Origin of the sequence: Micromonospora ureilytica (genome assembly GCF_015751765.1) — a bacterium.
Classification (GTDB): domain Bacteria; phylum Actinomycetota; class Actinomycetes; order Mycobacteriales; family Micromonosporaceae; genus Micromonospora; species Micromonospora ureilytica.
Map to the genome: position 1 here is coordinate 5,494,365 of NZ_JADOTX010000001.1, position 13,749 is coordinate 5,508,113.

A 13,749-nucleotide genomic window follows, 5' to 3' on the forward strand; every position below is an offset into this window, starting at 1 on the left:
GACCGAGCATGCGACCTCAACCGGGATTCATGTCAACGTCGGGTGACCCGGCTCTCGTTCAGGCGTCCTGCAGCGCCTCCCCCAGACCGCGTACCAGGCCGGAAAAATGCTGGTCTGCCAGCAGGTGACCAGCGGTGATCACCACAGCGATCGGCCACTCGATGACCTGGAGCGCGGCGAGCACCCCGAGCCCGGCGTAGTAGACGACCTTGTCCGGTGGCGGCACCGCCACCTCACCCAGCATCGGCAGTTGAAACCGCCTGTTGTACATCTGGACGTTCTCGCGCGAACCGTTGAGATGTCGCGTCAGCGTGCTCATGCCGGCCTCCCCATCTCCGGTGAAGGTCGTCGGATTCCACGACCCACCACGTCCATGCGCCAGCGACGACGGAAAATTCCGCCGCTCAGGGGGCATAACGGATGGCAGGTCGGGAAGCCAGGCCGCCGGACGTAAGCGCGGTGGGAGGACGACATGGGCAAGGTCAGGACCATCGGCAACAGGGAGCCGGGCCGGCGTCCGTCCAGCCGTACGCCTCGATGACGGCGGCGGGTCGCGCTGCCGGCCGCATCCTGCCGTCGTTCGGCGTGCCGCACCTGGTCGGCGAGGCGTCCCGGACGGTCAGCTCGGCCGCGACCCGGCTGGCCCGGACGGCCGGGCTGGCGCGGCGTCGGGTCTGGTCCCGACCGGGCCGGCACCACATCGAGGTGCACGGTGTCTGCCAGGACGGCGGGAACCGGCTGGCCCGTCAGGTGGAGGGTGCGCTGGAGCGGCTGCCCGGGGTCGCCTGGGCCCGGGTCAACGCTCCCTCCGGCCGGGTGGTGGTCGCCGTCCAGACCCCCGAGCCGACGTTGCGCGACCTGATCGCCACGATCGACCGGGTCGAGCGGACCTGCGATCACGAACCCGATCCGGAGATCCCACCGCCGCACCCACCGGAGGAGGGGCCGCGAACCCCGCGAACCCTCGGCGCGCTCGCCTCGGACGCCCTGGGCCTGACCATCTCGGCGGCCACCCGGATCCTGCCGTTCGCGCCGCTGCCCGGCGAGGTGGCCGGCCTGCTCTCCGCAGTGGACCTCCAGCCGAAACTGCACGAGTTCATCGGCAAACGACTGCGCTCCGACCCCCGCGCCGACATCCTGTTTCCACTGGCCGAGGCGGTGGTGCAGGGCCTGACCGGCCGTTGGACGGGAATCGTCCTGGACGGCGCGCAGCGGGTGGTGCAGTGGGGTGAGGCGCGGGCCCAACTCGCCGCCTGGGAGCGGGCCGAGCCGCGACTGACCGGCGACGCGGAACGCGCCACCGCCCGCTGGCCGGTGGTCGAACGCCCCCGGCCGAAGCCGGACGGCCCGGTCGAGCGGTACATCAACCGCATGCTCGCCGCGGGCGCGGCCGCCGGTGCGGCGGCAGTGCCGTTCGCCGGGCCGAAGCGGGCCGCCGCGCTGGGCCTGTCCGCGCTACCCAAGGCGCCCGGCAGCGGCCGCGAGGGGTACGCGGCCCAGCTCGGCCGGATGCTGGCCCGGCGCGGGGTGATCGCGATGGACCGCAGTGTGCTGCGCGAACTGGACCGGATCGACACACTCGTGCTCGACGCCGCGGTGCTCGGCTCGGACCGGGGCATACTGGCCGATCTGGCGCCGGCGTCCGACGCGGACGTCGACCAGGTGGCCGAGCGGGCCTTCGCGTTGTTCGACCCGGACGACCCGAGCGGTTCCCGCGCTGCGGACGGCTGGCGGCTCGGGCCGCTGGACCAGATGTCCGTGCACGACCCGGACGACATCCCCGACGCGGCCCGGCTGCGCTCCGCCGGGGGCCAACTCCTCGGCCTCGCCCACGGCGACCGGCTCGCCGCACTGTTGCGGGTCGAGCCGGAACCCGCGCCCGGCGTCGACGGCCTGCCCTCCGCCGCCCGACACGCGGGCCTGCGACTGGTCGTCGCCGGCGGCGACGAGCAGCGGTACGGCTTCGCCGACGCGATGCTTCCCGGCGGGGACCAGTTGGCCGAGTCGGTACGCGCGTTGCAGCGCGACGGCGCGGTGGTGATGCTGGTTTCCGCGGACCGGAAGGCACTCGGCGCGTCCGACTGCGGTCTCGGGTTCGCCGCGCCGGAGGAGTTGCCGCCGTGGGGCGCGCACCTGCTTGTCGGTGCCGACCTGCGGGTGGTGGCGCTGGTGATCGAGGCGACCGGGGTGGCCCGGCGAACGGCCCAGCAGAACATCCGGCTGGCCATGGCCGGCACCGGCCTCGGGGCGCTGGGCGCGTTCACGGCCCCACCGCCCCAGCTGCCACATCGGGCGCTCGTCGCGGTCAACGGCGCCGCCGGGTTGGCCTTCGCCAACGGGGTCTGGCAGGCCCGCCGGTTGCACGACCAGTCGGACACTCCGGCACCCGTGGCAACCGCCTGGCACCTCATGCCCGTCGGCACCGTCCTCGACCACCTGCGCTCCACCCCGGACGGCCTGGCCAGCACCGAAGCGCAGCGCCGACGCCACGGCTCCGATGACAACGGCGGCGCCGCACCCGGAAGCGGTGGGCTGCTGCGCGCCTTCGTGGACGAGTTGTCCAACCCGCTCACGCCGGTGCTGGCCGCCGGGGCGGTGCTCTCCGCATCGTTCGGCTCACTTGTCGACGCCGCACTGGTGGGCAGCGTGGTCGGTGGGTCCGCCCTGATCGGGGCGGTGCACGAGCGCAACACGGAACGGTCGCTGGCGGAGCTGCTGTCACGGTCGGCGGTGACCGCACGGGCCCGCCGGGACGGCGCCGAGCAGGTTCTCGCCGCCGAAGACCTGGTCCTCGGGGACGTCATCACCCTCGAACCGGGTGACTCGGTACCCGCCGACTGCCGGGTGCTCGAGTCGGTGGGCCTGGAGGCCGACGAGTCGTCGCTGACCGGCGAGTCGTTGCCGGTCGCCAAATCCAACCGACCGGTGGTGGCCGCCGCCATCGCCGACCGACACTCGATGCTCTACGAGGGCACCACCGTCGCCGCCGGGCACGGCACCGCCGTGGTGGTGGCGACCGGCAACGACACCGAGGCCGGGCGCAGCCTGGCCCTGGTACGGCAGGCACCCCCGGCCAGTGGGGTGGAGGCACGACTCGGCGCGTTGACCAGCGCCGCCATCCCGTTGGCGGCCGGCTCGGCGGTGGCGGTGGCCGGCGCTGGCCTGCTTCGAGGCGTACCCCTGGCCGAAACGGCGGCGACCGCCGCGAACCTCGCCGTGGCGTCGGTGCCGGAGGGGCTGCCGTTCCTGGTCAGCGCGGCGCAGCTGGCCGCGGCCCGGCGGCTGGCCGAGCACGGCGCGTTGGTCCGCAACCCGCGCACGATCGAGGCGCTGGGCCGGGTGGATGTGCTCTGTTTCGACAAGACCGGCACCCTCACCGAGGGCAAGTTGCTGCTCGCCGGGGTCGGTGACGGCGTGGGTGACAGGTACGCCCCGGTGGACCGGTTGGACGACCGACTCCGGATGACGTTGGCCGCGGCGCTGCGGGCCACTCCCGCCGCGAAGAATCCGGAGGAGTTGGCGTTGCAGACCGACCGGGCGGTACGGCGGGGCGCCGGGGAGGCCGGTGTGGTGGAGCAGACCGGTGCCGCCGGGTGGCGGGCTGCCGGGGGGCTGCCGTTCGAGCCGTCCCGCGGCTACCACGCGAGCATCGGACAGACCGACGGTCACCTGTTGTTGAGCGTCAAGGGTGCTCCGGAGACGGTGCTGCCGCGCTGTTCGTCCCGACGCACGGACGGTCGTCAGGAGCCGCTGGACGACGCCGGCCGTGCCGAGCTGGAGCGGATGCTGGCCGACCGGGCCGGTGCGGGAAACCGGATCCTGGCCGTCGCGGAGTGCCAGGTGAACGACCCGACGGTGACCGACTCCGACGTTCGAGGGCTCACCTTCGTGGGCTTCCTGGCCCTCGCGGACGGTGTGCGGGAGAGCGCCGCCCCGGCGGTACGCCGGATCCGGCAGGCCGGTGTGCACACCATCATGATCACCGGTGATCATCCGGCCACCGCCGAGGCGATCGCCGCCACCATCAGCGAGCACGACGAACAGCGGGTGGTCACCGCCGCTGAACTCGACCAACTGGACGACGACGCGCTCGCCGAGCGGTTGGCCAACACCGACGTCGTGGCCCGGTGCACCCCCGCCCACAAGGTGCGGATCATCCAGGCGTTGCAGAAGTGCGGGCGGACCGTGGCGATGACCGGCGACGGCGCCAACGACGCCCCGGCGATCCGGCTGGCCGACGTCGGCATCGCCCTCGGCCAACGGGGCACCCCGGCCGCCCGCGCCGCAGCCGACCTGGTGGTCACCGACGACCGGCTGGAAACCATCATCGCGACCCTGATCGAAGGGCGGGCGATGTGGTCGTCGGTACGGCACGCGCTCAGCATCCTGGTCGGCGGCAACCTCGGCGAGATCGCGTTCAGCGTGCTCACCGCCGCGGCGACCGGCCGGTCCGCGCTCACCGGACGACAACTGCTGCTGGTCAACCTGCTCACCGACCTGGCACCGGCGCTGGCCATCGCGGTCCGACCGCCCGCGTCGGACCGCACCGACGCGCTGCTCCGGGAAGGCCCGGACACGGCGCTCGGCGAGAGCCTCACCAGGGAGATCGGGCTTAGGGCGGCAGCCACCACGCTGGGCGCGACCGTGGGCTGGACGTTGGCCCGCTACACCGGACGCCGCCAGCGGGCCGGCACCGTCGCCCTGGTGTCCCTGGTCGGCACCCAACTCGGGCAGACCATCCTGGCCGGTGGCACCAGCCCGGCCGTGCTGGCCTCCACGGCGGCGTCACTGGGCGTGCTCGTCGTGGTGGTGCAGACGCCGGGGGTGAGCCAGTTCTTCGGCTGCACCCCGCTCGGGCCGGTGGGTTGGACCATCGGGGCCGGTTCGGCGCTCGGCGCGACCTTCGCCAACGGCGCGCTCACGAAGCTGGTGGAACGTCTCCCGGAGGCCCGCCCCAACCGGACCGGATCCGGTGCCGAGCCTGCGGCGGACGGTGGTTCCGCCGACTGACCGGACGCGCCACCGGCGTGCCGTGGAAAGCCGATTCCTCGATGCTGGTGGTCCACCGACCCACCAGCACCGAGGCGGCTTCATGCGGCGGCGATCAGGTCCGTGGCCGGTAGGTCAGGCGGCGCAGGACGATCTCGGCAGGGCCGGGCTGCTTGCGCTTGTCGAGCTGACGGGCGATCAGGACGGTGGTGAGCCAGACGGCCACCGCGATGATCAGACCGGTCACCGTGGGGCTGCCGAACCGGTCGCCGAGGGCGAGCGTGAAGGGCGCCAGGAGGACGAGCCAGGCCACGGACTGGAACAGGTATCCCGACAGGGAACGCTGACCCAGTGCGGAGAGAGCGCCGACGACGGGACCGGATCGGTTGGCTCGCATGGCGATCAGGCCGAAGACGGCCACGTAACCCGGTCCGGCGAACATGCCGCTGGCCCCGTGGAGCAGCAGCATCATACTGGCGGCCGACTCGTCGACGTGCAGCCATCCGGCACTGACCAGGGCTGCCGGGAGGCCGCCGGCGACTGCGACACCGAGACCGAGGGTGGCGGTCCACGTGAGCAGGGTCCGGTGCCGGGCCGGCTCTTCGAGGACACGGCGGCGAGCGGCCCACATGCCCAGCCAGGCGATCATGATGAAGGGCACGACGGTCAGCGTGTGCACCGGCCATTCGCCGAGGCGATCCAGCATGGACGCGACGTAATCGGGCGCGGCGAGCGAGTCGACGTGGCCCGACGGCAGCGGTGCCGACCCGCCCGACCCGCCGAGGATGCCGCTCACCACCATGGCGCCGATGACCAGTATCTCGACCGCCGACAGCGCCCAGAGCACCAGCACGATGCGGTGGAACCTGTCGCCGCGGCGGAGTAGCAACAGGGTCATCGCGATCCCGACGATCCCGTACGCGCCGAGGAAGTCGCCGTAGTACAGCAGCGCGGCGTGCGCGAACCCGAACACGACGAGCCAAAGATTACGACGCAACAGCACGGAGCGGACCTGCTTCGGGGTGGCACCGGAGGCGTCCTGGCGGCGGGCGAGCTGGACGAGCCCGTAGCCGAACATCACGGCGAAGACCGGATAACCGCGGGCGTGGACGAGTTCGAAGAGCAGGAAGTTGAGGCCGCGGTCGACGCCTTCCGGCGTGGCGTCGAGCCCCGGCTCACCGGCGAAGACGACTCCGGCGACGTTGGCCAGCGCAATGATCAGCAGCATCGCTCCCCGGGCCAGGTCGGGCGCGAGGGCACGCTCGGTGCGCAGCACCGGCCCTCTCGCTGTCCGCGGTGCAGTGTCAATGCTCATGGTCGTCTCCCCGTGATTCGGCTTTAGTTTCAGAGAGAAAGTATCACTCGTATACTAATCCTGTCTGTCATGATGTGGACGTAACCTTCCGGGGCGAACGTGGGAGCCCATGACCAGCGACGATTTCGTTCCGGCGCCACTGCGCCGGCTGTGGGGAATGTCGGAGTCGTCGCGTCTCGGGCGGCCCGCGTCCCTCGACGTCAACGTGGTCGTCACCGCAGCGGTGGGGATCGCCGATCGGGACGGGCTCGACGGCGTGACGCTTCCGAAGGTCGCCAAGAGCCTCGGCTTCACGAGCATGTCGCTCTACCGGCACGTCGGCTCCAAGGACGAGCTGCTCACCCTCATGGCCGACGCCGCACTGGGCCCACCCCCGGACATCGACACCACCGACTGGCGGGAAGGACTGCGTAGCTGGGCATTCGCGCACCGCGCGGTGCTTCAGCGTCGGCCGTGGCTGACGCGCGTGCCCGCCGCCGGACCGCCCTCCGGGCCGCACCAGATCGCCTGGATGGAGGCCGCGCTGGCGATCATGTCCGGCACTCTCCTGGACTGGGCGCACAAGATCGGTGCCCTGTCACTGATCAGCGGCTACGTGGTGCAGTCGGTACGGCAGTACAGCGAACTCGCCGAGGGCAGAGCCGAAGGCCAGGGCCAGGCCGATGCCGAACGCGACTACGGCCGAGCGCTGGCGCGACTGGTCAATCCCGACCGCTTCCCCGAGACGGCCCGGCTGTTCTCCTCGACGCTGTTCGAGTCGCCACCGTCCGACACCCCCGACGAGGCGATCGCCGACGCGGACTTCACACTCGGGCTGGAGCTGATCCTCGACGGCATCGCCGTCCGGATCGCGCGCTCCGACCCCTGAACCCGCCCCGTCACCACCCCTGCGGCGGCGATCATTGACAGGCGCGATGGTCAGCGGCGCTCGGAATTGGCCGCGACAAGGGCGCCGACCGGGCGTTCCGGGAGGACGCCCCGCCGGATGCGGCCGCCGGCGACGACCATCAGAGCGACGATGCCCAGCAGGGCTCCGATCAGCACCGTGCTGTGCACACCGTGGCTCGGTAACGCGAACCCGGCGACCAGGGCGCCGCCGGTGATGCCGACGTTGACAGCGGCGGAGACGGTGGCTGCTGCGATGTCGGAACGCCCGGGCGCCACCTGCAACACGACGCCTCCGAGCGCCGCGGTGAACGCCGCGAACGCCAGTCCGGCCAGAGCGAGCAGGCCGACGGCCACGTACGGCCGGTGGCCGAGCGCGTACAACCCGAGCAGAGCCACCGACTGCAACGCGACTGTCGTGACCAGGGCGAGCCACGGGCTGCGGTCCACCACCGCTCCGACGGCGAGGATCCCGAGCACGCTGGCGACACCGCGCGCCAGCAGGATGGCCCCGACCGACGAGGCGGCGAACCCGCTGACCTCGGTCACGAAGAGAGCGACGTAGGTGTAGGCGGCGATGGCGCCGGCGGTCGCCAGGACGGCCACCGCGACCAGCAGCCAGAAGCGGTAGATGTCGGGCGTCGCGCCCCGAGCGGCATGTCCCTGGCCGGGCGGAGTCGAGGGCAGCAGCGAGGCCACCGCGACGAGCACAACCGCGCCGAGCCCGGCCACCGCCAGGAACGACATGCGCCAGCCGGCCCGTTCGCCCAGCCAGGTGCCCACGGGCACTCCCAGGAGCAGGGCGACGTTGCCGCCGGCGAACACGATCGCGACCACCCGCCCGCGCAGTGCGGGTCGGAACAGCTCAGCTGCGGCCGGGACCACCACCGCCCAGAACAACGCATGGGTCGCCGCAGTTGCCATCCTGGTCGCCAGCAGCAGCGGGAACGTGCTCGCGAACACCGTCGTCGCGGTGCTGACGACGAAGCCGGCCAGGAGCACCGACAGGAGTCGCCGCCGAGGGACCTTCCTGGCCAGCACCGTCAACGGGATCGAGGCGACGACGACCACCGCCCCGTACGCGGTGACGAGCATGCCCACTTGCGACGGTGAGACGGCCAGGTCCGTGGCCATCGGGAGCAGCAGGCCGATCGGCAGCGCCTCGGCGGTGGTGTAGAGGAACGTCCCCCCGGCGAGGCCGATCAGCGCGCCCACTGCCCGTCTGCGGTCCATCCGACACTCCCACTGTTACCGGCTAAAAGATGTATGCCAGAAACAAGCTAGTGATGCCTCGGCGCAGGGTCAACTGGTAAAGTCGGCTTTGATGGAAACAGATGAGGGCGTCAGGCGGATGCACCTGGTGGGCGGCAACCTCGCCCTGGACTTCATCAACACCCGCACCGGTCCACCCGTCGGGCCCACGGACGACGACGTGCTCACCGGCTATCCAGGGTTGGTCGACTGGGGCGTGTACGCGGGCGCCCTCACCGACACCGAGGCCGCAGCGATGCGCCGGCTGTCTCGCAGCGATCCAGACGGCGCCCACGCCGCCTTCGTGCGAGCGCAGCGCACCCGCGACAACCTCGACGAGATATTCCGACCGCTGGCCGCCGGAGAGAGCCCGAGCGCGCGTGCACTGGCCCAACTGCGAGACGACGAAGCCGACGCGCTCGCCCACGCACAACTTGAGCGTGGAAGCACGTTCGGGTGGGCCTGGCGGGATGACCGGACGCTGGCCCGGCCGCTACGGCCAGTGACGCACGCAGCGGTCCAACTACTCACCGACGGGCCGCTGGACCGGATCAAGGGATGCGGAGGCTGCCGCTTCATCTTCGTCGACGAGAGCAAGAACCGCAGTCGCCGCTGGTGCAGCATGGACGACTGCGGAACTACCGAGAAGATCCGCCGCTACGTCGCCGCGCGACGTACGCGTGCGACGCGGTGAGCGCCGAGCCAACAGTGAGTGTTGGTGGAGCCCAGGGGACACGAACCCCTGACTCGCCCCGCCCGATACGATCGCGACCTTGTTCGCACTGCGGGGATCCCATGAGATCCGCATGCGGCCGCCCTGGCAGTTCCCCATGCTGAGAGCAGGTTTCGTCAATGGTATGCCGTATCGGTGAGCTCGTGCTCAAGTGCCGCGACCCCGAGGTGCTGGCGCGGTTCTGGGGCGAAATCCTCGACTTCAGAGAGCTCGATCGCGAAGAGGGGGTCTACATCGAGATAGGCCCGCGCGAAGGGTTCGGCGGCCCACAGCCGACGATCTTCCTCATCCGCGACGACGAGCCGAAGAACGGGCATGCCCGGCTGCACATCGACGTCAACCCCACCGACCGCGATCAGGACGCCGAACTCGAGCGCCTCCTGGCCGCCGGGGCCAAACTCGTCGACATCGGTCAGCCTGCGGATGCGTCCTGGCACGTCCTCGCCGATCCAGAAGGCAACGAGTTCTGCCTGCTCAAGCGCCGCCTCGACCCACTCTGACGGCCCTCGCCCAAACGATCGACGCAGCCGCCCACCCGCCGCCGCCGAGAATGCCGCCGAGAATCAGGAGGGAGAAACGCCCCGTGACCTGCGCCGGAGCTTGGTGGAGCCCAGGGGACTCGAACCCCTAACCCCTGCCTTGCAAAGGCAGTGCTCTGCCAGTTGAGCTAGGGCCCCTTGAGTGGCTGCGGCGACGATCGCTCGTCGCCGGGCCCGACGTCAGCGCAGATCGGGCGCGGTGGTCGCCTCGTGCCACAGGGCACGCTCGTCGTTCGACGCCTTGATCTTGTTGAACACGACGGCGGCTACGCCGACGACGCCAGCCAGAATCAGCAGCTTCTTGAACATGGGGCGACCCCTCGCGCTCGACTACTGTCGGACGACTTGCGGTGGGGCTAGATGGAATCGAACCATCGACCTCAGAGTTATCAGCTCTGCGCTCTAACCGACTGAGCTATAGCCCCGCGTTGCGACGAGCAAGATTAACCCATCCGCTCTGCCAGCCCCAAATCGGGGTCCGAGCCTACGAGCCGGGCCCGTCGCCACCTGCAAAACCTACCGGAGTACGGGACGCCGGAGCGACCGCATTCCGCGGTGCTCCGGCGTCCCGGTGGCTCAGTCCCGCTCGGCGAGGGTCAGCTCGATCCCGCCGACCAGGTCAGCGCAGACGTTGTAGACGAACGCGCCGAGCGTGGCCAGCGCGGTGAACAGCACCACGTTGACCAGGCCGATCAGCGCCGAGCTGAGGATCACGCCCTTGGCGGTGATCTGGAAGCCGCTGGTGCTCTGCCCACCGCCGGCGTTGACCAGGTCACTCAGGCTCTCGTTGACGCTCTGGAACACACCCATCGCGTCCAGCGCCAGGTACAGCACCGAGGTGGCGACCACCACGACGATGAACAGCACCACCGACACCGCGAATGCGAACTTCATCACGGACCACGGGTCGATCCGCTTCAGGTTAAGCCGGGCCCGGCGCGGTCCGCGGGAGGCGGCCGAACTGACCGACGTACGCGCCGCACGCACCGCGTCACCGACGCGGGCGGCCCCGACGGCGGACGCGTTACCGATCCCCGGCGGCAGGCCACCGCCACTGGCCGGACGGCCGGCAGCCGAAGCGGTACGCGCCGAGTCCGGCTGCGGCTGGGTCATGCCCGGTGTGATCCGCGGCTGGGTGCCGGTGGACCCGGTCGACGCCGCCTGACCGGGCCGGACACCGATCGGCTGGGTGGTGGCCGGACGGGCCGCGGGTGCCGCCGCCGGCCCCGGAGGGTTGGCGGCGACCGACGACGTCGGCGTCTCGGCGCTGGACGCCTCGGTCTTGTCGCCCGACCCGCCGTCCTCACCAGGCTGCTCCGGCGGCGGTGTCATACCCGGAGCCCTGGTGAACTTCGGGGCAGGCGCGTCGGCGGGGACCGTCGCCCGGCCTACGGCCGCGCGGCCGGTCGCTGGTGTGCCGCCCTTGGCGGCCTCCTCGTCGACCGGGTTGGCCGAGGTCCCCGAGTTCCCCGACTTCGCCTGTGTCTCCGTCATTCAACTAGTCCTGTTCGTCAGGCTCGTCGGCATTGCGAGCAATCGCCACGATAGTCACGCCGTCCGGGAGGTCCATCAGCTTGACCCCCATTGTGTTCCGGTCACGCGTACGGCGTACAGGCTTCACCGGAGTCCGAATGACACCACCGTTGCTGGTGATCGCGAACAGTTCGTCGTCCGGATCGATCACCACCGCGCCAACCAGACCACCGCGCCGTTCGGTGATCTTTGCAGTCAACACGCCCTTACCTCCCCGGCCCTGCACCGGGTATTCCTCGATCGGGGTCCGCTTCGCGTATCCCCCGTTCGTGGCCACCAGCACGTCCAAACCTTCCCGCACGACTTCCATGGCGAGCAGGACGTCGTCGTCCGTGAAGCGCATGCCGATCACGCCCGAGGTGGCCCGGCCCATCGGCCGCAACGCCTCGTCCGAGGCGTTGAACCGGATCGCCTGTGCCTTCTTCGAGACCAGCAGCAGGTCGTTCTCCGGCGCAACCAGCGCAGCACCGACCAGCTCGTCCTCATCGCGCAGGTTGATCGCGATGATGCCGCCGGAACGGTTGGAGTCGAACTCCTCGAGCCGCGTCTTCTTCACCAGGCCGTTCTTCGTGGCCAGTACCAGATAGGGGGCTACCTGGTAGTTCGGGATCTCAATGATCTGCGCTATCTGCTCGTCGGGTAGGAAGGCGAGCAGATTGGCCACGTGTTGGCCCTTGGCTACCCTACTGGCCTCCGGCAACTCGTACGCCTTGGCCCGGTAGACACGGCCCTTGTTCGTGAGGAACAAGATCCAGTCGTGGGTCGAGCAGACGAAGAAGTGGCTGACGATGTCGTCCTGCCGCAGCGTGGCGCCACTGACGCCCTTACCGCCGCGCCGCTGCGAGCGGTACAGGTCGACCTTGGTCCGCTTGGCGTACCCGGTGCGGGTGATCGTGACGACCACGTCCTCGCGGGCGATGAGGTCCTCCATCGAGACCTCGCCGTCGAACGGGATGATCTGCGTCCGCCGCTCGTCGCCCCACTTGGTGACGATCTCCCCCAGCTCCTCCGAGACGATCCGCCGCTGCCGCTCCGGCTTGGCGAGGATGTCCTTGAGGTCGGCGATCTCGATCTCGAGCTTGGCCAGGTCGTCCACGATCCGCTGCCGCTCCAGAGCGGCGAGCCGGCGCAGCTGCATGTCCAGGATCGCGGTCGCCTGGATCTCGTCGATCTCCAGCAGCCGGATCAGGCCCTGCCGGGCGTCATCCACCGTCGGCGAGCGCCGGATCAGGGCGATCACCTCGTCCAGCGCGTCCAGCGCCTTGCCCAGGCCGCGCAGGATGTGTGCCCGCTCCTCGGCCTTGCGCAGCCGGAACGCGGTCCGCCGGCGGATCACGTCGATCTGGTGCTCGACGTAGTAGCGGATGAACTGGGCCAGGTTGAGCGTGCGCGGCACCCCGTCGACGAGGGCCAGCATGTTGGCGCCGAAGGTCTCCTGGAGCTGGGTGTGCTTGTAGAGGTTGTTCAGCACGACCTTCGCGACCGCGTCGCGCTTGAGCACCAGCACGATCCGCATGCCGGTACGCCCGGAGGACTCGTCGCGGATGTCGGCGATCCCGGCGAGCTTGCCCTCCTTGATCAGCTCGGCGATCCGCTCCGCGAGGTTGTCCGGGTTGACCTGGTAGGGCAGCTCGCTGACGACCAGGCATGGCCGGCCCCGCTTGTCCTCCTCGACCTCCACCACGGCGCGCATCCGGATCGAGCCACGACCCGTGCGGTACGCGTCCTGAATTGCGGTGGTGCCGACGATCAGGCCGTGGGTCGGGAAGTCCGGACCCTTGACGATGCCGAGCAACGCCTCGAGGGTGGCCTCCTCGTCCTCCTCCGGGTGCTCCAGGCACCACTGCACCGCCGCGCCGATCTCGCGCAGGTTGTGCGGCGGGATCTTGGTGGCCATGCCGACCGCGATGCCCTCGGAGCCGTTCAGTAGCAGGTTGGGAATCCGCGACGGCAGGATCGTGGGCTCCTTGGCCCGACCGTCGTAGTTGTTCTGCAGTTCGACGGTGTCCTCGTCGATGTCCCGCAGCATCTCCATGGCGAGGGGGTCGAGCTTGCACTCGGTGTATCGCATGGCCGCAGCCGGATCGTTACCGGGCGAGCCGAAGTTGCCGTTGCCGTCGACCAGCGGGTATCGCAGCGACCAGGGCTGCGCCATCCGGACCAGCGCGTCGTAGATCGACGAGTCGCCGTGCGGGTGGAACTGACCCATCACGTCACCGACGACGCGGGAGCACTTCACGTAGCCACGGTCCGGGCGGTAGCCGGAGTCGAACATCGCGTAGAGGATCTTGCGGTGGACCGGCTTGAGGCCGTCCCGGACGTCCGGCAGCGCGCGACCGACGATGACGCTCATGGCGTAGTCGAGGTAGGAGCGCTGCATCTCCACCTCGAGCCCGACCGGTTCGATCCGGTCGTGCGTGACCACCGCGGCGATGGCCTCGGTGGGAACCTCGGGCTCGTTCGGTGTGGACTCGGGAGAATCGGTCACTGTATACCCTTATCAG

General features: G+C 70.4%; 10 protein-coding genes and 2 tRNA genes. 4 read left to right on the plus strand and 8 right to left on the minus strand.

Going from position 1 to position 13,749, the window contains the following annotated elements:
- Window positions 1–58: 58 nt before the first annotated feature.
- Entirely contained in the window at window positions 59–319 is a 261-nt protein-coding gene (locus IW248_RS25130) for a hypothetical protein (protein WP_196928930.1), read from the minus strand.
- 218 nt (window positions 320–537) lie between these two features.
- Here IW248_RS25130 and IW248_RS25135 point away from each other — a divergent pair, with 218 nt between their 5' ends.
- Entirely contained in the window at window positions 538–5,010 is a 4,473-nt protein-coding gene (locus tag IW248_RS25135; RefSeq protein WP_196928931.1) for a cation-translocating P-type ATPase, read from the plus strand.
- A gap of 94 nt (window positions 5,011–5,104) precedes the next feature.
- Here IW248_RS25135 and IW248_RS25140 read toward each other — a convergent pair whose 3' ends face one another.
- Window positions 5,105–6,304, minus strand: a complete 1,200-nt coding sequence (locus IW248_RS25140) for a DUF418 domain-containing protein (protein ID WP_196928932.1) — start codon at window positions 6,302–6,304, stop codon at window positions 5,105–5,107.
- 109 nt (window positions 6,305–6,413) lie between these two features.
- Here IW248_RS25140 and IW248_RS25145 point away from each other — a divergent pair, with 109 nt between their 5' ends.
- Window positions 6,414–7,172, plus strand: a complete 759-nt coding sequence (locus IW248_RS25145; RefSeq protein WP_196928933.1) for a TetR/AcrR family transcriptional regulator — start codon at window positions 6,414–6,416, stop codon at window positions 7,170–7,172.
- Window positions 7,173–7,222: 50 nt separating this feature from the next.
- On the opposite strand, the gene IW248_RS25150 is transcribed toward IW248_RS25145, so the two are convergent.
- The gene (locus IW248_RS25150; protein WP_196928934.1) at window positions 7,223–8,422 is read right to left on the minus strand and encodes an MFS transporter; all 1,200 of its coding nucleotides are present in this window, start codon (window positions 8,420–8,422) and stop codon (window positions 7,223–7,225) included.
- 91 nt (window positions 8,423–8,513) lie between these two features.
- On the opposite strand from IW248_RS25150, the gene IW248_RS25155 reads away from it, so the two are divergent.
- Window positions 8,514–9,134 (plus strand): CGNR zinc finger domain-containing protein, encoded by a 621-nt coding sequence (locus IW248_RS25155; RefSeq protein ID WP_196928935.1) that lies wholly within the window; start codon window positions 8,514–8,516, stop codon window positions 9,132–9,134.
- Window positions 9,135–9,292: 158 nt separating this feature from the next.
- Window positions 9,293–9,673 carry a VOC family protein gene (locus tag IW248_RS25160; RefSeq protein WP_196928936.1) on the plus strand — a complete coding sequence of 127 codons (381 nt, stop codon included), beginning with the start codon at window positions 9,293–9,295 and terminating at the stop codon, window positions 9,671–9,673.
- A 101-nt stretch (window positions 9,674–9,774) separates the two neighbouring features.
- Here the strand turns inward: IW248_RS25160 and IW248_RS25165 are convergent.
- The 5 genes from IW248_RS25165 to gyrA form a co-directional block, all read right to left on the minus strand.
- Window positions 9,775–9,850, minus strand: a tRNA-Ala gene (locus IW248_RS25165).
- A gap of 42 nt (window positions 9,851–9,892) precedes the next feature.
- Window positions 9,893–10,021, minus strand: a complete 129-nt coding sequence (locus tag IW248_RS33225; RefSeq protein ID WP_209444550.1) for a DLW-39 family protein — start codon at window positions 10,019–10,021, stop codon at window positions 9,893–9,895.
- Window positions 10,022–10,063: 42 nt separating this feature from the next.
- Window positions 10,064–10,137 (minus strand) — tRNA-Ile (locus IW248_RS25170).
- 151 nt (window positions 10,138–10,288) lie between these two features.
- Window positions 10,289–11,206, minus strand: a complete 918-nt coding sequence (locus IW248_RS25175) for a DUF3566 domain-containing protein (protein WP_196928937.1) — start codon at window positions 11,204–11,206, stop codon at window positions 10,289–10,291.
- Window positions 11,207–11,210: 4 nt separating this feature from the next.
- Window positions 11,211–13,733, minus strand: coding sequence for a DNA gyrase subunit A (gyrA, locus tag IW248_RS25180; RefSeq protein WP_196928938.1), 2,523 nt, complete (start codon window positions 13,731–13,733; stop codon window positions 11,211–11,213).
- Between the last annotated feature and the right edge of the window lie 16 nt (window positions 13,734–13,749).